The following is a 17359-nucleotide window of genomic DNA, read 5'->3' on the forward strand; positions in this document are numbered from 1 at the left end:
AACCTGATCATCATAATATTGGCTTAAGGCGATGTAAATTCATCGTCAACAAAGAAAAGAGAATACGGAATGATCAGAAATTAGTAATTATAGAATAATCATTTGCTTAGGTGATATTACTTTATAAATTCCTAAACTGATTTTATCTGTTTTTATGTACAGTGGTGATTTGATATCATTCTGTCCGTTGGTTTGATGTGCTGCAGTTCCGCAATTCAGGCTCCTTTTTAAGTCCTGGCTGTCGGGTGGTGCCGACGGTGCCTTAACTGCGGAGCACCTCAAAACATAACCAACACACCTCTGGTGACAGGCAGCGGAAAGGTAAATCAGAGGAGAAGTGCTCTATACCAAAGGAGTGGCGTATGAGCGGTGTGGAATGGGCAATTCTGTTCCTGCAACTCATGGTTGCGATTATGCAACTATTGGATGCGTATCTTAAGTTTGGTGCCTGACGCATTCAGTCGCAGTAAAAAGGGGGATTAAAACTCCCCCTTTTACTCTCATCTTACTGCTTCTGTTCAGCAACCACTTTGCTACCCACACCGCGGTTGTTGTATTCCCACATGCGGTTGAAGCTAGCGTCGTTCAGGTTGCGCTGCACATTCCCTTTATCATCCACCGCACCGGTATTGCCGGAGAACGGACGTTTTGAGATCGCGGCATCAGCCCACGGCTTCGCCATATTGAAGCCTTCATTGATCACGCTGTCGCGGATCACGACCTGGCCGTTAGTGGCAGAGTCCACATCCAGAGAGCGGCCCAGCTGCGCCACGCCGTCACCGGCAGCATTAAAGCGGCTGTTCACGGCCAGGAAGCCGAAGAAGAGGTTCGACTGGGTTGCCGGCGCAAACACATAACCTTCCTGCTGCGTACGCGAGTTCACCACGCGGAAGTCGGTGTTATCAAACACTACTGCGCCACGACCAGAGACCAGATCCACGTCGCCTTCAACGTAGCTGTTGGTCACCAGGGTACGGGTCAGGCGATTATTTTGCAGGGTGTTCTGCACACCGCTATTGGTCACGAAGAAGGTGTTCTGGCGACCCAGAATATTCACGTTGTTAATCTGTACCTTGTCGCCATCGCTGCGCAGAGCCACGGCCTGATGATTACCCGCGTCAACGCTGTCACCCAGGGTATTTTGAATGGTCAGGTTCTGCAATTGCAGACCGTTATTCTGCGACCAGACCACCGCTGAGCACATCACGCCAATGGTGGCGGCGCGCTTGCTCTGGCAGTTATCAAACATATACCACGCAGGTTTACCCGGCATGTATTTCCCGGCCGGGTTCACCAGGTGACGCCAGGTAGTGGTGTCGATTTCGGAATCAATCGCCAGACCAATTTTCACGTCGAGCGCTTTTTCGCCCAGACCATAAATCGTAATGCTGCCCGGCGCCGCTGGCACGTAAACGGTACCTTCATATTCACCTGGCAGGATCGCGATGTACTGACGCGATGCGCTGTGTTTAGTGATAGCCGCGTCAACTGCCGCCTGGATAGAGGTATGGGTTACGCCCTGCGCCCCAGCCGGACCCACAACGAAGTTTGGCTGTTTTGGCAGGGTAATAGAAGACGGTGTCCACGGTGCAGCATTGGGATCCATCGCCGTGAAGTAACGTGCCTGGGTGAAGTTTTTCGCTTCATCGGCGGACAGGATCGGGCGAGATGAGGTCCCCGGCGCTACCTGCTCAGAAGGTCGCTGATCCGGCGGGGTTGAGCTGCAAGCGGATAAAGTCACGCCAAAGGCAAGTGCTAACGCCAGACGGGAAATCCTGGAAATGTTCAAGGTGAAGCTCCTGGGTATGCAAGTCTTAACGGGATAGACGAAATAGCCTGCTTTTTTATACTAAGTTGAGCGAAACGGGAAGATAAAAAGGGTAAAAGTTGCGTTTTTACCCTCAGGGGGCGGGGAAGTCATCACAAATAAATAACATTTTCCATGAATGCGGTTGACACCAGACAGCAGATGAAAATAAATGTCTATACAACCCATGACAAGTGGAATCCCCATGCAGCAGCTTCATCCCGACGATGTGATATGGCGAAATGCGCGGCTGGCAACAATGGTTGCTGGCGAGCCGGAATCTTATGGCCTGAAAGAACAACACGCTCTGGTGGTCAGGGGCCAAACCCTTCTGGCCGTTGTTCCAGAGTCTGAACTGCCTTCCGGACACCGTCACAGCGTCGATCTTCAGGGGCGTCTGGTCACGCCAGGCCTGATTGACTGCCATACCCATCTGGTGTTTGGCGGCGACCGCGCGGCAGAGTGGGAGCAGCGTCTGAACGGTGTGTCTTACCAGACCATTAGCGCGCAGGGGGGCGGGATTAACGCCACCGTGACGGCGACGCGTAGCAGCTCGCCGGAAACCCTGCTAGAACTGGCGCAACAGCGGCTCCAGCGACTGATGAATGAAGGTGTGACCACGGTTGAAATCAAATCGGGATACGGGCTAAACGCCGAAGCCGAAGAGAAGATGCTGCAGGTTGCGCGCCAGCTGAGTCTCAATAATCCGATTGATATCAGCCCAACGCTGCTGGCGGCCCATGCGGTTCCGGCGGAATACCGGCAGGATCCGGATGCGTACCTCACGCTGGTCTGCGAGCAGATCGTGCCCACGCTGTGGCAAAAAGAGTTATATGAAGCAGTCGATGTGTTTTGTGAAAACGTCGGCTTTACCCCGTCGCAAACCGAGCGACTCTTCCAGGCTGCCACCGCGCTCGGTATCCCGGTGAAAGGGCACGTCGAGCAGCTGTCGAATCAGGGCGGCGCGGCGCTGGTCAGCCGATACAAGGGGCTTTCCGCCGATCACATTGAGTATCTCGATGACGCAGGCGTACAGGCGATGGCGGAAAGCGGCACGGTTGCCGTCCTGTTGCCGGGGGCGTTCTATTTCCTTCAGGAGCGTCAGCGTCCGCCGGTTGAACAGCTCAGAAAACTGGGGGTCCCGATGGCCGTCGCTACCGACTACAACCCCGGCACCAGCCCGTTTGCCAGCCTGCACCTGGCGATGAACATGGCCTGCGTCCAGTTCGGCCTCACGCCGGAAGAGGCCTGGGCTGGCGTAACGCGACATGCGGCGCAGGCGCTGGGGCGCGGCGCCACGCACGGGCAATTAAAGGCCGGATACGTGGCGGATTTTATCGTCTGGGATGCAAAAAATCCGGTGGAAATGGTTTATGAACCGGGACGTAATCCTTTGTATCAACGCGTCTTTCGGGGGAAAGCGCTATGACACTGTGGCGGTCCACATCACCGCAGATCTGGCAGGGGCGCGACGACAGCGTTGAAGCCACTAATGCAAAACGCATTTTCCAGATTATTCAGCAACCTAAAGCGTTTTCACCTGCGCCTTCAGGCATTGGCCTGATAGGCTTTGAATGTGATGAAGGGGTGAAGCGCAATCACGGCAGACCCGGCGCGGTGCAGGCACCCGATACACTTCGCCGGGCGCTCGCGAACATGGCAAGCCATCAGGGACATGAGCGGCTTGTGGATATGGGCTCAATTTATCTCAAGGGCACAGTTCTTGAAGCCGCGCAGCGGGCATTAAGCGATGCGGTGGTGCAATGCCAGCAGTCCGGGATGCGCACGCTGGTGTTCGGCGGCGGGCATGAAACCGCGTGGGCGCACGGCCGCGGCGTGCTGGACGCTTTTCCGAACGAGCGGGTTGCCATTATCAACCTTGATGCCCATCTCGATCTGCGCAAAGCCGATCAGGCCACGTCAGGCACGCCGTTTCGTCAGCTGGCGAATTACTGCGATGAGCGCGGGCGGGAATTTCAGTACGCCTGCTTTGGCGTGAGCCGGGCGGCGAACACGCTGGCGTTGTGGGATGAGGCGGAACGTCTTAACGTCACGCTGGTGGAGGATCTGCATTTCAGGCGTGATGCGCTCCCTTCACTGGAAAAGGTGCTGGCGCAGGCCGATCGCGTTTATCTCACGATTGACCTGGACGTTCTCCCTGCGGGAGAAATGCCCGCCGTCTCGGCCCCTGCGGCACTGGGCATACCGGCGCTGGATCTTATGCCGGTCATCGAACGCATCTGCCGCAGTGGAAAACTGCAGGCCGCCGATCTGGTAGAATTTAACCCGCAGTACGACCGCGATGGGCAGGGCGCAAAGCTTGCCGCCCGTCTGGCCTGGCAAATTGCTCACTGGTGGGCATAACACTATTCAAGGAGTCACGATGTTTTCACGCTCACCTCTGCCGCCGTCGAGCCCTCCCGCGCCTTTCTACGAAAAGGTGAAGCAGGCCATTAGCGAAAAAATTGCCACCGGCGTCTGGCGGCCGCACGACCGGATTCCCTCGGAGGCCGATCTGGTGGCGCAGTTTGGTTTTAGCCGCATGACCGTCAACCGGGCGCTGCGCGAACTGACCGACGAAGGGCTTCTGGTACGCCTTCAGGGCGTGGGGACGTTTGTGGCGGAACCAAAAGGGCAGTCAGCGCTGTTTGAAATTCGCAGTATTGCCGATGAGATAACCTCGCGAAATCACCAGCACCGCTGTGAGGTGCTGGTGCTCGAAGAGACTCAGGCCAGCGCCGAGCAGGCCGTAGAGCTGAATGTGAAAGAGGGAAGCCGCATTTTCCATTCGGTGATGGTGCATTTTGAGAACGACATTCCGGTGCAGATTGAAGATCGCTGCGTGAACGCTGAACGGATCCCGGACTATCTGAATCAGGATTACACCCGAACCACGCCGCATGCGTATCTCTCGCTCGTCGCCCCGCTGACGGAAGGGGAGCACATTGTGGAGGCGGTTCGCGCCACGCCGCAGGAGTGCGAGTTGTTGCGCATCAAAGAGCACGACCCTTGCCTGCTTATTCGCCGCCGCACCTGGTCATCCTCGCAGATTGTGTCGCATGCCAGACTGCTGTTTCCCGGTGACCGTTACCGGCTGCAGGGCCACTTTATGTCATAAGTTTTATAAGCGTGATCGCTAACGCAATATAACAAAATTGTATCTTTTTTGTTAAATCTGACCTTGTGTGTGCTTGTCTATACAAGTATATCTTAATGCATCATCTGTCCCGTATGAGGAGCACACAATGTCGTCAGGTAAATACCGCCAGCAGGACGTTCGCGCGCCGCGCGGCACCACGCTTACCGCCAAAAGCTGGCTCACCGAAGCACCGCTGCGCATGTTGATGAACAACCTTGATCCTGAGGTAGCGGAAAATCCCCACGAGCTGGTGGTCTACGGCGGCATTGGCCGCGCCGCGCGCAACTGGGAGTGCTATGACGCCATTGTCGAGTCCCTCACCAACCTTGAAGCTGACGAAACCCTGCTGGTGCAGTCCGGCAAGCCGGTTGGCGTATTCAAAACCCACAAAAACGCGCCGCGCGTGCTGATTGCCAACTCTAACCTGGTGCCGCACTGGGCCACCTGGGAACACTTCAACGAGCTTGATGCGAAAGGGCTGGCGATGTATGGCCAGATGACCGCCGGGAGCTGGATCTACATCGGCAGCCAGGGGATTGTGCAGGGTACTTACGAAACCTTCGTGGAAGCCGGTCGCCAGCACTATAACGGTTCGCTGATAGGCCGCTGGGTGCTGACCGCCGGTTTGGGCGGCATGGGCGGCGCGCAGCCGCTGGCCGCCACGCTTGCCGGTGCCTGCTCGCTAAACATTGAGTGCCAGCAGAGCCGTATTGATTTCCGCCTGCGTACCCGTTACGTCGACGAGCAGGCGACCAGCCTGGATGATGCGCTGGCGCGTATCAAAAAATATACCGCCGAAGGCAAAGCGGTCTCGATTGCCCTGTGCGGCAACGCGGCGGATGTTCTTCCTGAGCTGGTTGCTCGCGGCGTGCGTCCTGATTTAGTGACCGACCAGACCAGCGCGCACGACCCGCTCCACGGTTACCTGCCGAAAGGCTGGACGTGGGAAGCCTATCAGCAAAAAGCGGAAACCGACCCGGAAGGCACGGTGCTTGCCGCTAAACGTTCCATGGCAGAACACGTCTCCGCCATGCTGGCCTTTAGCCGGATGGGCATTCCGACTTTTGATTACGGCAACAACATCCGCCAGATGGCGAAAGAGATGGGCGTGAGTAACGCCTTCGACTTCCCGGGGTTCGTCCCGGCCTATATCCGCCCGCTGTTCTGCCGCGGCATCGGTCCGTTCCGCTGGGTTGCCCTGTCCGGCGACCCGGAGGACATCTACAAAACCGACGCCAAAGTGAAGGAGATCGTCGCCGACGACGAACACCTGCATCGCTGGCTGGACATGGCCCGCGAGCGTATTAACTTCCAGGGCCTGCCGGCGCGTATCTGCTGGGTAGGGCTGGAGTGGCGGCAAAAACTGGGCCTCGCCTTCAACGAAATGGTGCGCAGCGGCGAAGTCTCCGCGCCGATTGTTATCGGCCGCGACCATCTGGACTCCGGCTCTGTTGCCAGCCCGAACCGCGAAACCGAAGCCATGCGCGACGGTTCGGATGCCGTCTCCGACTGGCCATTGCTGAACGCTCTGTTGAATACCGCCAGCGGCGCGACCTGGGTATCGCTGCACCACGGCGGCGGCGTGGGGATGGGCTTCTCCCAGCATTCCGGGATGGTCATCGTCTGTGACGGAACCGACGAAGCCGCCGCGCGTATCGCTCGCGTGCTGCACAACGACCCGGCCACCGGCGTGATGCGTCACGCGGATGCGGGTTATGAGATTGCCATTGACTGTGCCAAAGAGCAGGGGCTGAACCTGCCGATGATCCCTGCCACACAAGGAAAGCAATAATGAATGCATTAACACTCACTCCCGGCTCGCTGACGCTCAAACAGCTGCGTAGCGTCTGGCGCCAGCCGGTTACGCTCTCGCTGGATGAAAGCGCCCACGCCGCCATTAACGACAGCGTCGCCTGCGTCGAAGCCATCGTTGCCGAAGGGCGCACGGCCTACGGGATTAACACCGGCTTTGGACTGCTGGCGCAAACCCGCATCGCGACGCACGATCTGGAAAACTTACAGCGCTCGCTGGTGCTGTCACACGCGGCGGGCGTCGGCCAGCCGCTGGATGATGAGATTGTCCGTCTGATGATGGTACTCAAAATCAACAGCCTGGCGCGCGGCTTCTCCGGCATTCGCCTGAGCGTCATCCAGGCGCTGATGGCGCTGGTCAATGCGCAGGTCTATCCGTGGATCCCGGCGAAAGGTTCCGTTGGTGCTTCCGGGGATCTGGCCCCGCTGGCGCACATGTCGCTGCTGCTGCTGGGTGAAGGTAAAGCGCGCTGGCAGGGCGAATGGCTCCCCGCAAAAGAGGCGCTGAAAAAAGCCGGGTTAAACCCGATTACTCTGGCGGCGAAAGAGGGGCTGGCGCTGCTCAACGGCACGCAGGCGTCGACCGCTTTCGCGCTGCGCGGCCTGTTTGAGGCTGAAGATCTGTTTGCCTCGGCGGTGGTGTCCGGTGCGTTGACCACCGAAGCCGTGCTGGGCTCGCGTCGACCGTTTGATGCCCGCATCCACGACGTGCGCGGCCAGCGCGGACAGATTGACGCGGCCAGCATGTACCGTCATGTGCTTGCCGACACCAGTGAAATCGCGGATTCACACCACAACTGTGACAAGGTGCAGGACCCGTATTCACTGCGCTGTCAGCCACAGGTGATGGGAGCGTGCCTGACGCAGCTGCGCCAGGCGGCAGAAGTACTGCTGGTGGAAGCCAACGCGGTATCCGATAACCCGCTGGTGTTCGCCGAGGAAAACGAGGTGGTCTCCGGGGGGAACTTCCACGGCGAGCCGGTGGCAATGGCGGCGGACAATATCGCGCTGGCGATTGCCGAAATCGGTGCGTTGTCCGAGCGTCGCATTGCGCTGATGATGGATAAACATATGTCCCAGCTGCCACCGTTCCTGGTGCGTAACGGCGGGGTCAACTCGGGCTTTATGATTGCGCAGGTGACCGCGGCGGCGCTGGCAAGCGAGAACAAAGCCCTGTCGCACCCGCACAGCGTGGACAGCCTGCCTACCTCTGCGAATCAGGAAGACCATGTCTCGATGGCACCGGCTGCCGGGCGTCGCCTCTGGGAGATGGCCTCCAACACCCGTGGCGTGCTGGCGGTAGAATGGCTGGCGGCGTGTCAGGGTATCGATCTGCGTGAAGGGCTGAAGTCCAGCCCGCTGCTGGAGCAGGCGCGTCAGACGCTGCGCGAGCACGTATCGCATTACGATGATGACCGCTTCTTTGCGCCGGATATTGATAAGGCGATGCAGCTTCTGGAAGAAGGGCGTCTGGTGGGGTTGTTGCCTTCCATACTGTGATTTTTTGCCCGGTGGCGCTGCGCTTACCGGGCCTACGGATACGAAATGTAGGCCGGGTAAGGCGTAGCCGCCACCCGGCTTTTTTTACGAATACATCGCCGTAATCGACGCGCTCCCAAGCGAATGGAAATGCACGTTAAACCCTACCATCGCGCCGCTCGCACCTTCATCGACCTCAATCTTCTCCACATCCAGCGCGTGCACCGTAAAGATATAGCGGTGAGTTTCCCCTTTTGGCGGCGCAGCACCGCCGTAGCCCGCTTTACCAAAATCGGTGCGCGTCTGAATGGCGCCTTCAGGCAGGGCAACCAGGTCAGAGCCGGAACCCTGCGGCAGCACGCGCGTGTCGGCAGGCAGGTTCGCCACAATCCAGTGCCACCAGCCGGAGCCGGTCGGCGCGTCCGGGTCGTAGCAGGTCACGACAAAGCTTTTGGTTCCGGCCGGAACCTCGTCCCACGCCAGGTGCGGGGAGATATTGTCTCCCTGATAGCCCATACCGTTGAATACGTGGCGTTCCGGGAGCTTTTCGCCGTCGCGCAGATCTTTACTGATGATTTTCATACGGTTTACCCTCGTTGATCGCTCGTTCAGGAAGTGTAACGCATGGGGTCAAATCGTGAAATGCGCGGGAATGTTAACGGCTGTAACGACCGCGTCGGTTAATTTACGCAGCTGCTCTGGCGTGATGCTGTACGGCGGCATCAGATAGATAAGCTTGCCGAACGGACGCACCCAGACGCCCTGCTCAACGAAGAAGCGCTGCAGCGCCGCCATGTTTACCGGGTGCGTTGTTTCAATTACCCCGATGGCACCCAGCACGCGAACGTCCGCCACAAAATTCACACCTGAGGCCGCGCTCAGCTCCTCTTTCAGCTGTGCTTCAATCGCCGCCACCTGCGTCTGCCATTCACCGCTTTCCAGAATGGCGAGGCTTTCGCTTGCGACGGCACAGGCCAGCGGGTTGCCCATAAACGTCGGGCCGTGCATAAAGCAGCCCGCCTCGCCGTCGCTGATGGTGTCGGCAACGTGACGGGTGGTTAGCGTGGCGGAGAGCGTCATGGTGCCGCCGGTCAGCGCTTTACCCAGGCACAGAATATCCGGCGTAATTCCCGCATGCTCGCAGGCAAACAGCTTGCCGGTGCGGCCAAAGCCGGTGGCGATCTCATCGGCAATCAGCAGAATGCCCTCGCGGTCGCACATCTTGCGAATACGTTTCAGCCATTCCGGGTGGTACATCCGCATTCCGCCTGCGCCCTGCACAATCGGCTCAAGGATCACGGCGGCGATGTTATGACGATGCGCCGCCATCAGCCGCGCGAAACCGACCATGTCCATCTCGTTCCACTCGCCGTCGAAGCGGCTCTGCGGGGCTGGGGCAAACAGGTTTTCCGGCAGATAGCCCTTCCACAGGCTGTGCATGGAGTTGTCCGGATCGCACACCGACATCGCCCCGAAGGTATCCCCGTGATAGCCGTTGCGGAAAGTGAGGAACTGCTGGCGCGTTTCGCCTTTGGCATGCCAATACTGCAGCGCCATTTTCATCGCCACTTCCACCGCCACGGAGCCGGAATCGGCCAGGAACACGCACTCCAGCGATTCAGGCGTCATCGCCACCAGGCGACGGCATAAATCCACCGCGGGCTGATGGGTGATCCCGCCAAACATCACGTGCGACATCTGGTCAATCTGCGTCTTCATCGCCGCATTCAGGCGCGGGTGGTTGTACCCGTGAATGGCCGCCCACCAGGAGGACATCCCGTCAACGAGCCGCTCGCCGCTGGCGAGGTGCAGCTCGCAGCCGTGGGCCGAGGCCACCGGATAGACGGGAAGGGGGCGGGTGGTGGAGGTGTAAGGGTGCCAGATATGCTGCTTGTCGAAGGCGAGATCGTCCTGGGTCATAATCGACTTGTAAACCATTTTGAAAAGTTTTAGGTTTACGAGTATAAACCGAACCGAAAATTAACAAAACCCTTTGGAGAAGCCCAATGGCTCACCACGCACGCTGGACGATGTCGCAAGTTACTGAATTATTCAACAAACCTTTCCTTGAGCTGATGTTCGAAGCCCAACAGGTGCACCGTCAGCACTTCGATCCCCGCCATGTTCAGGTCAGCACGCTGCTGTCGATTAAGACCGGTGCCTGTCCTGAAGACTGCAAATATTGCCCGCAGAGCGCGCGCTACAAAACCGGCCTGGAATCCGAACGGCTGATGGAAGTTGAGCAGGTGCTCGACTCCGCGCGCAAGGCGAAAAACGCCGGATCGACCCGCTTCTGCATGGGCGCGGCGTGGAAGAACCCGCACGACCGCGACATGCCGTATCTGGAGCAGATGGTGAAGGGCGTGAAGGAGATGGGCCTCGAAGCCTGTATGACGCTCGGCACGCTGAACGACGAGCAGGCGCAGCGCCTCTCCGCGGCGGGGCTGGACTACTACAACCACAATCTCGATACCTCGCCGGAGTTTTACGGCAACGTTATCACCACCCGTACCTATCAGGAGCGTCTGGATACGCTGGATAAAGTGCGTGACGCGGGGATCAAGGTCTGCTCCGGCGGTATCGTGGGCTTAGGCGAAACGGTGAAAGACCGCGCGGGCCTGCTGCTGCAGCTGGCGAACCTGCCGACGCCGCCGGAAAGCGTGCCGATCAACATGCTGGTGAAGGTTAAAGGCACGCCGATGGCGGACAACGACGACGTGGATGCGTTTGATTTTATCCGCACCATCGCGGTGGCGCGCATCATGATGCCGACCTCTTTCGTGCGCCTCTCCGCCGGTCGCGAGCAGATGAGTGAGCAAACTCAGGCCATGTGCTTTATGGCCGGGGCCAACTCCATCTTCTACGGCTGCAAGCTGCTGACCACGCCGAACCCGGAAGAGGACAAAGACGTTCAGCTGTTCCGCAAGCTGGGGCTGAACCCGCACCAGGCCGAGGTGCTGACGGGTGATAACGAGCAACAGCAGCAGCTGGAGCAGCAGATTTTCAACGCCGACACCGACCAGTTCTACAACGCGGCAGCCGTATGACCTGGCAGGCACGCATTAATACCGCGCTGGACGAACGCCGGGCGGCAGAGGCGTTTCGCGTTCGCAGGGTGGTGGAAAACGGCGCGGGCCGTTTTCTTACCCGCGAGGGGCGGCAGTTTTGTAATTTCTCCAGCAACGATTATCTCGGGCTGAGCCAGCATCCGGCCATCATCCGCGCCTGGCAGCAGGGTGCGGAGCGGTTTGGCGTGGGCAGCGGCGGCTCGGGACACGTCAGCGGATACACCACGGCGCATCAGGCGCTGGAAGAGACGCTTGCCGACTGGCTCGGCTACCCGCGCGCGCTGCTGTTTATCTCCGGCTTTGCCGCGAATCAGGCGGTTATTACCGCGCTGATGGAAAAAGAGGACCGCATTGTCGCTGACCGCCTGAGTCACGCCTCGCTGCTGGAGGCGGCAAATTTAAGCCCGGCACAGCTGCGCCGCTTTGCCCATAACGATGCGGGGCAGCTCGCCGCGCTGCTGGATTTACCCTGCGACGGACAGCAGCTGGCGGTCACGGAAGGGGTGTTCAGCATGGACGGTGACAGCGCGCCGCTTGCCGCGCTGCACGAGGCCGCAAAACGGCAAAACGCCTGGCTGCTGGTGGACGATGCCCACGGTATTGGCGTGATGGGCGACGAAGGGCGCGGCAGCGCGCATCAGCAAAACGTGAAGCCGGAACTGCTGATTGTCACCTTCGGCAAAGGCTTCGGCGTGAGCGGGGCCGCCGTGCTGTGCAGCGATTCGGTCGCCGACTATCTGCTGCAGTTTGCCCGACACCTGATTTACAGCACCAGCATGCCTCCGGCGCAGGCCGTGGCGCTGTCTGCGTCGCTGGCGGTGATCCGCAGCGCAGAAGGGGATGAACGTCGCCAGCGGCTGGCAGAGCATATCTCCCGCTTCCGCCAGGGGTTAGCGGCGCTGCCCTTCCACAGTCCCGATTCGCAGAGCGCTATCCAGCCGGTGATTGTCGGCGAAAACGGCCGCGCGCTGGCGCTGGCACAGGCGCTGCGCGAGCGCGGCATGTGGGTGACCGCCATCCGCCCGCCAACCGTTCCGCCGGGTACCGCGCGTCTGCGCTTAACCCTGACGGCGGCGCATGACGCACGGGATATCCAGACGCTGCTGGAGGCGCTCCATGTTGCCGGTGAATAAACAGGCCGTTGCAGCGGCATTTGGTCGGGCCGCGCAGAGCTATTCGCAGCACGATGAACTGCAGCGTCAGAGCGCGGAGGGGCTTCTGGCCGCGCTTGGCGAAAATCGTTTTCCGAAGGTGCTGGACGCGGGCTGTGGTCCCGGCAGCAACAGCCGCTACTGGCGCGGGACGGGAAGCCAGGTCACGGCTATCGACCTCTCAGACCAGATGCTCGACGAGGCGCGTCAAAGGCAGGCAGCGGATTGCTATCTGCTGGCCGATATCGAGGCTATCCCGCTGGCGGATGCGCAGTTCGATCTGGTCTGGAGTCATCTGGCGGTCCAGTGGTGCAGCAGCCTGCCACAGGCCTTACGCGAGCTTTATCGCATGGCGCGACCGGGCGGGAAGGTGGCCTTTACCACCTTGCTGGAAAGTTCGCTACCTGAGCTGAATCAGGCGTGGAAAGCGGTGGATGAGCAGCCGCACGCTAACCGCTTTTTATCGCATGAACAGGTGACGCAGGCGCTGGCAGGCTGGCGCTATCGCAGCACGGTACAGACCATCACCCTCAATTTTAGCGATGCGTTCAGCGCCATGCGCTCGCTGAAGGGCATCGGGGCCACGCACTTGCATGCCGGGCGGGAGAGAAAACTGCTCACCCGGGGACAGCTGCAGCGTCTGGAGCTGGCCTGGCCGCAGCAGCGGGGTCATTTCCCGCTCTCTTATCAACTTTTTCATGGGGTTATCGAACGTGACTGAACGTTATTTTGTTACCGGCACGGACACGGAAGTGGGCAAAACGGTTGCCAGCTCGGCGCTGCTGCAGGCGGCGCAAAAGCTTGGGAAAAACACCGCCGGCTATAAGCCTGTTGCTTCCGGCAGCGAGATGACGGCGGAAGGGTTACGCAACACCGACGCGCTGGCGCTCCAGCGCAACAGCACGCGTGAACTTGCCTATTCAGCGGTGAATCCGTACACCTTTGCCGAGCCGACCTCGCCACACATCATCAGCGCCGATGAAGGCCGTCCGATTGATTTCGCCGTGCTGTCTGCCGGATTACGGACGCTGGAAAGCCAGGCCGACTGGGTGCTGGTGGAGGGGGCTGGCGGCTGGTTTACGCCGCTTTCCGAAGAAAACACCTTTGCTGACTGGGTGCAGGCCGAGCAGCTTCCGGTCATTCTGGTCGTCGGCGTCAAGCTGGGCTGCATCAATCACGCCATGTTGACGGCGCAGGCCGTACAGCAGGCCGGGCTGCGTCTGGCGGGCTGGATAGCCAACGACGTGGTTGCGCCGGGGAAACGACACCAGGAGTATCTGGCGACCCTCAAACGCGTGCTCCCCGCGCCGTGCCTCGGGGAAATCCCCTGGCTTGCTGACGGCGCGGAAAATGCCGATACCGGGTGTTACCTCGACCTCAGCGTCTTGCTTCCCGCGACATCCAGTGGGCGATAAGCTCGTCATCCAGTTCGTTAACGTGGCCCTGCGCCACGTTACGCCCGCGATAGAGCATGCAAAAACGGTCCGCAACCCGGCGGATAAACGACAGCTGTTGCTCCGCTAATAACACCGTCATACCCAGCTCCCGATTTAAGCGCACCAGCAGCTGCCCCAGCTTCTGGGCGAAGCTGTGTCCTGCGCCGTGCAGGGGTTCATCGAGGATCAGCAGGCGCGGGCGGTTCACCAGCGCGTTGGCCAGCGCCAGCTGATACTGGTCGTCCGGAGAGAGCGTGTTGGCGCGGGCCTGCCGCAGCGCATAGAGTGCCGGAAACAGGTCGTAAACATCTCTTTTCGCCTCAGGATCGGGTTTCCCCACGGCCTGCATCGCAATATGCAAATTCTCATCGATGGTCAGCTGGGAAAAGATCCGTCTGTCCTGCGGCACATAGCCTATGCCCGGCATGGAACGGTGCTCTGACGCCTGGCTGAGCAAATCGCGCGGCGGCGCACCGGCTTCATGCCAGATAATGGTGCCGCTTTCGACGGGCACTTTTCCGGTAATGCAGTTCATCAGGGTCGTTTTGCCCATTCCCGGCAGGCCAACGACGCCTGTACACATGCCTTGCGGAAAATCTAAATCCAGGTTCCATAGCGTATGTTGGCTTCCGTAAAACTGATTCACAGCACGCAGACTCAACATCTTTCTCTCCTTAAAAATGTTTATGGATGACGCTCGTAGTCGACTGTGCAAAACGCCTGCCAGAAACCATAAAGTGATTAAAAAAGGGGCTTTTTTAGGAATAAGTCTCTGCGGATCGTCGTGCGGATCCTTGAATTGCACATCAACGGTGCCGGAAGAGGTGAATTATGGTGCAGGGCGTGAAATGGCGGATTTGTGAGCGAGATCGCATGAGTTGGTTATGAATGACTCAACTGTTTATCATCAAAAAATAGCTATAAAAATTTTTTGTTGCCGCCTCGTGGGAAAAACCGGGAATTTGCCGAGTGGCGCTCTGTACGGGCTGGAAGCAGTTATCCACTATTCCTGTGGATAACCATGTGCATTAGAGTTAGAAAACACGCGATAAGCGAGAGAATACGCGGGTTACGCCCGAATTGATGCGAAACACGGCTTTAGAAAATATCGCTTAGTAATTAACTGGTTAGATAAAATCAATTGCCGTCATGAAACTGTCACTCGTTGCCACAAAACTATCATTACCTGGCTTGACAAATGTTAAAAAAGGAAAAGTTCTGGGGATAACCGAGTCAGGCTGGTGTTTTATTTTGTCACAGTCTACATTTCAACCGGGATCGCGCTCATTCCCCAGGCGCTACTCTAAATATCCTGCCACGCTACTGGTTTTTCATCCAGTGTTTTTTACTGGCATTCCTGGCAACAACGAGTAAAATTACTCACCTGCCGCTTATAACGTCATCAGGTTGTCGCCCATGAGTAAACCGTTCAAATTGAATTCTGCTTTCCGTCCTTCGGGGGATCAGCCCGAGGCCATCCGCCGTCTGGAAGAGGGGCTGGAAGATGGGCTGGCGCATCAGACGCTATTAGGTGTGACGGGGTCAGGTAAAACCTTCACCATCGCCAACGTGATTGCGGATCTCCAGCGCCCAACGATGGTGCTGGCACCCAATAAAACCCTGGCGGCGCAGCTTTATGGTGAGATGAAAGAGTTCTTCCCGGACAACGCGGTGGAGTATTTCGTCTCCTACTACGATTACTACCAGCCAGAAGCCTATGTGCCGAGCTCTGACACCTTCATCGAGAAGGATGCCTCCGTGAACGAACACATTGAGCAGATGCGTCTGTCGGCCACTAAGGCGCTTCTGGAGCGTCGCGATGTTGTGGTTGTCGCATCGGTTTCCGCTATCTACGGCCTGGGCGATCCGGATCTCTATCTCAAGATGATGCTGCACCTGACGCAGGGGATGATCATCGACCAGCGCGCCATCGTCCGTCGTCTGGCGGAGCTGCAGTATGCCCGTAACGATCAGGCCTTCCAGCGCGGCACCTTCCGCGTGCGCGGTGAGGTGATCGACATCTTCCCGGCGGAATCGGACGATATGGCGCTGCGCGTCGAGCTGTTTGACGAAGAGGTTGAACGCCTGTCGCTCTTCGATCCGCTGACCGGACACATTGAATCGGTGATCCAGCGCTTCACCATCTACCCGAAAACGCACTACGTGACGCCGCGCGAGCGTATTGTGCAGGCGATGGAAGAGATCAAAGTGGAGCTGGCCGAGCGCCGTAAGGTGCTGCTGGCCAACAACAAGCTGCTGGAAGAGCAGCGCCTGAGCCAGCGTACCCAGTTTGACCTTGAGATGATGAACGAGCTGGGCTACTGCTCCGGTATTGAAAACTACTCGCGCTTCCTCTCCGGACGCGGGCCGGGCGAGCCGCCGCCGACGCTGTTTGACTACCTTCCGGCAGACGGTTTGCTGGTGATCGACGAATCCCACGTTACGATCCCGCAGATCGGCGGGATGTACCGCGGTGACCGCGCGCGTAAAGAGACGCTGGTGGAATACGGCTTCCGCCTGCCGTCGGCGCTGGATAACCGTCCGATGAAGTTTGAAGAGTTTGAGGCGCTCGCGCCGCAAACCATTTACGTCTCGGCCACGCCGGGCAACTACGAGCTGGAGAAATCCGGTGAAGACGTTGTCGATCAGGTTGTGCGTCCAACGGGTCTGCTCGACCCGATTATTGAAGTTCGTCCGGTGGCGACTCAGGTGGACGATCTGCTCTCGGAAATTCGCGCTCGTTCCGCCATCAACGAGCGCGTGCTGGTGACCACGCTCACCAAACGCATGGCGGAAGACCTGACCGAGTATCTGGAAGAGCACGGCGAGAAGGTGCGTTATCTGCACTCGGATATCGACACCGTCGAGCGCATGGAAATTATTCGCGATCTGCGTCTGGGCGAGTTTGACGTGCTGGTGGGGATCAACCTGTTGCGAGAAGGTCTGGATATGCCGGAAGTCTCGCTGGTGGCGATTCTGGATGCGGATAAAGAGGGCTTCCTGCGTTCCGAGCGTTCGCTGATCCAGACCATTGGCCGCGCCGCGCGTAACGTCAACGGTAAAGCGATTCTGTACGGTGACAAAATCACCCCATCGATGGCGAAAGCGATTGGTGAAACGGAGCGCCGCCGCGAGAAACAGCAGCGCTACAACGAAGAGCACGGCATTACGCCGCAGGGTCTGAACAAGAAGGTGGTGGATATCCTGGCGCTGGGCCAGAATATTGCCAAAACCAAAGCGAAAGGTCGCGGCAAGGCGCGCTCAGTGGTGGAAGAAGATACCGTCGTGCTGACGCCGAAAGCGCTGCAGCAGAAAATTCACGAGCTGGAAGGACAGATGATGCAGCACGCGCAGAACCTGGAGTTCGAAGAAGCGGCGCAGATCCGCGACCAGCTTCATCAGCTGCGGGATCTGTTTATTGCAGCATCGTAGTTTTCTGCCCGGTGGCGCTGCGCTTACCGGGCCTA

Annotated in this window: 15 protein-coding genes; 11 read left to right on the forward strand and 4 right to left on the reverse strand. The window is 58.7% G+C overall.

All coding sequences use genetic code 11. The features are described 5' to 3' along the window. Nucleotides 1-362 precede the first annotated feature (362 nt). Entirely contained in the window at nucleotides 363-452 is a 90-nt protein-coding gene (tisB, locus tag ACTJJA_RS02520) for a type I toxin-antitoxin system toxin TisB (protein ID WP_023332440.1), read from the forward strand. A gap of 53 nt (nucleotides 453-505) precedes the next feature. Here the strand turns inward: tisB and ACTJJA_RS02525 are convergent, their stop codons facing one another. Then, entirely contained in the window at nucleotides 506-1789 is a 1284-nt protein-coding gene (locus tag ACTJJA_RS02525; RefSeq protein ID WP_218307898.1) for a putative acyl-CoA thioester hydrolase, read from the reverse strand. A gap of 223 nt (nucleotides 1790-2012) precedes the next feature. Here ACTJJA_RS02525 and hutI point away from each other — a divergent pair, with 223 nt between their 5' ends. The 5 genes from hutI (at nucleotide 2013) to hutH (ending at nucleotide 8258) form a co-directional block, all read left to right on the forward strand. After that, on the forward strand, nucleotides 2013-3236 hold the full coding sequence (gene hutI / locus ACTJJA_RS02530) for an imidazolonepropionase (protein WP_440665996.1): 1224 nt from the start codon (nucleotides 2013-2015) through the stop codon (nucleotides 3234-3236). After that, on the forward strand, nucleotides 3233-4171 hold the full coding sequence (hutG, locus tag ACTJJA_RS02535) for a formimidoylglutamase (RefSeq protein ID WP_440665998.1): 939 nt from the start codon (nucleotides 3233-3235) through the stop codon (nucleotides 4169-4171). Before hutI ends, hutG begins: the two co-directional genes overlap by 4 nt. 19 nt (nucleotides 4172-4190) lie before the next feature. Then, on the forward strand, nucleotides 4191-4925 hold the full coding sequence (locus ACTJJA_RS02540; RefSeq protein ID WP_440666000.1) for a histidine utilization repressor: 735 nt from the start codon (nucleotides 4191-4193) through the stop codon (nucleotides 4923-4925). A gap of 127 nt (nucleotides 4926-5052) precedes the next feature. Then, nucleotides 5053-6738, forward strand: coding sequence for a urocanate hydratase (gene hutU, locus ACTJJA_RS02545; protein ID WP_440666002.1), 1686 nt, complete (start codon nucleotides 5053-5055; stop codon nucleotides 6736-6738). Beyond that, on the forward strand, nucleotides 6738-8258 hold the full coding sequence (gene hutH, locus ACTJJA_RS02550) for a histidine ammonia-lyase (RefSeq protein ID WP_440666003.1): 1521 nt from the start codon (nucleotides 6738-6740) through the stop codon (nucleotides 8256-8258). Before hutU ends, hutH begins: the two co-directional genes overlap by 1 nt. Nucleotides 8259-8342: 84 nt before the next feature. Here the strand turns inward: hutH and ACTJJA_RS02555 are convergent, their stop codons facing one another. After that, on the reverse strand, nucleotides 8343-8819 hold the full coding sequence (locus tag ACTJJA_RS02555) for a kinase inhibitor (protein ID WP_008501131.1): 477 nt from the start codon (nucleotides 8817-8819) through the stop codon (nucleotides 8343-8345). Nucleotides 8820-8867: 48 nt separating this feature from the next. Further along, a complete protein-coding gene (bioA, locus tag ACTJJA_RS02560) occupies nucleotides 8868-10175 on the reverse strand; it encodes an adenosylmethionine--8-amino-7-oxononanoate transaminase (protein WP_440666005.1) in 1308 nt (435 codons plus the stop codon). Between the two features lie 68 nt (nucleotides 10176-10243). On the opposite strand from bioA, the gene bioB reads away from it, so the two are divergent. From bioB to bioD, 4 genes are read left to right on the forward strand one after another with little or no spacing between them, the layout of a single operon-like run. Beyond that, a complete protein-coding gene (gene bioB / locus ACTJJA_RS02565) occupies nucleotides 10244-11284 on the forward strand; it encodes a biotin synthase BioB (protein WP_440666007.1) in 1041 nt (346 codons plus the stop codon). Further along, entirely contained in the window at nucleotides 11281-12438 is a 1158-nt protein-coding gene (bioF, locus tag ACTJJA_RS02570; protein WP_440666009.1) for an 8-amino-7-oxononanoate synthase, read from the forward strand. The genes bioB and bioF overlap by 4 nt, the downstream gene beginning before the upstream one ends. Continuing rightward, nucleotides 12422-13177, forward strand: a complete 756-nt coding sequence (bioC, locus tag ACTJJA_RS02575) for a malonyl-ACP O-methyltransferase BioC (protein ID WP_440666011.1) — start codon at nucleotides 12422-12424, stop codon at nucleotides 13175-13177. The genes bioF and bioC overlap by 17 nt, the downstream gene beginning before the upstream one ends. Continuing rightward, nucleotides 13170-13871: a dethiobiotin synthase gene (gene bioD, locus ACTJJA_RS02580; protein WP_253179161.1), complete on the forward strand. Its 702-nt coding sequence runs from the start codon at nucleotides 13170-13172 to the stop codon at nucleotides 13869-13871. The genes bioC and bioD overlap by 8 nt, the downstream gene beginning before the upstream one ends. Here the strand turns inward: bioD and ACTJJA_RS02585 are convergent. Beyond that, a complete protein-coding gene (locus ACTJJA_RS02585; RefSeq protein ID WP_174340587.1) occupies nucleotides 13834-14556 on the reverse strand; it encodes an ABC transporter ATP-binding protein in 723 nt (240 codons plus the stop codon). The two genes, bioD and ACTJJA_RS02585, sit on opposite strands and share 38 nt — an antisense overlap. A gap of 752 nt (nucleotides 14557-15308) precedes the next feature. Here ACTJJA_RS02585 and uvrB point away from each other — a divergent pair. After that, complete coding sequence (uvrB, locus tag ACTJJA_RS02590) at nucleotides 15309-17324, forward strand: excinuclease ABC subunit UvrB (RefSeq protein ID WP_238459206.1); 2016 nt, start codon at nucleotides 15309-15311, stop codon at nucleotides 17322-17324. Nucleotides 17325-17359 lie beyond the last annotated feature (35 nt).

Source organism: Enterobacter sp. 22452, assembly GCF_052045065.1.
Taxonomy (GTDB): domain Bacteria; phylum Pseudomonadota; class Gammaproteobacteria; order Enterobacterales; family Enterobacteriaceae; genus Enterobacter; species Enterobacter mori.

Bases quoted from the DNA above. Each gene is read 5' to 3' on its own strand.
- tisB (WP_023332440.1), top strand. From the start codon at position 363: ATGAGCGGTGTGGAATGGGCAATTCTGTTCCTGCAACTCATGGTTGCG.
- hutI (WP_440665996.1), top strand. From the start codon at position 2,013: ATGCAGCAGCTTCATCCCGACGATGTGATATGGCGAAATGCGCGGCTG.
- hutG (WP_440665998.1), top strand. From the start codon at position 3,233: ATGACACTGTGGCGGTCCACATCACCGCAGATCTGGCAGGGGCGCGAC.
- ACTJJA_RS02540 (WP_440666000.1), top strand. From the start codon at position 4,191: ATGTTTTCACGCTCACCTCTGCCGCCGTCGAGCCCTCCCGCGCCTTTC.
- hutU (WP_440666002.1), top strand. From the start codon at position 5,053: ATGTCGTCAGGTAAATACCGCCAGCAGGACGTTCGCGCGCCGCGCGGC.
- hutH (WP_440666003.1), top strand. From the start codon at position 6,738: ATGAATGCATTAACACTCACTCCCGGCTCGCTGACGCTCAAACAGCTG.
- ACTJJA_RS02555 (WP_008501131.1), bottom strand. From the start codon at position 8,819: ATGAAAATCATCAGTAAAGATCTGCGCGACGGCGAAAAGCTCCCGGAA.
- bioA (WP_440666005.1), bottom strand. From the start codon at position 10,175: ATGGTTTACAAGTCGATTATGACCCAGGACGATCTCGCCTTCGACAAG.
- bioB (WP_440666007.1), top strand. From the start codon at position 10,244: ATGGCTCACCACGCACGCTGGACGATGTCGCAAGTTACTGAATTATTC.
- bioF (WP_440666009.1), top strand. From the start codon at position 11,281: ATGACCTGGCAGGCACGCATTAATACCGCGCTGGACGAACGCCGGGCG.
- bioC (WP_440666011.1), top strand. From the start codon at position 12,422: ATGTTGCCGGTGAATAAACAGGCCGTTGCAGCGGCATTTGGTCGGGCC.
- ACTJJA_RS02585 (WP_174340587.1), bottom strand. From the start codon at position 14,556: ATGTTGAGTCTGCGTGCTGTGAATCAGTTTTACGGAAGCCAACATACG.
- uvrB (WP_238459206.1), top strand. From the start codon at position 15,309: ATGAGTAAACCGTTCAAATTGAATTCTGCTTTCCGTCCTTCGGGGGAT.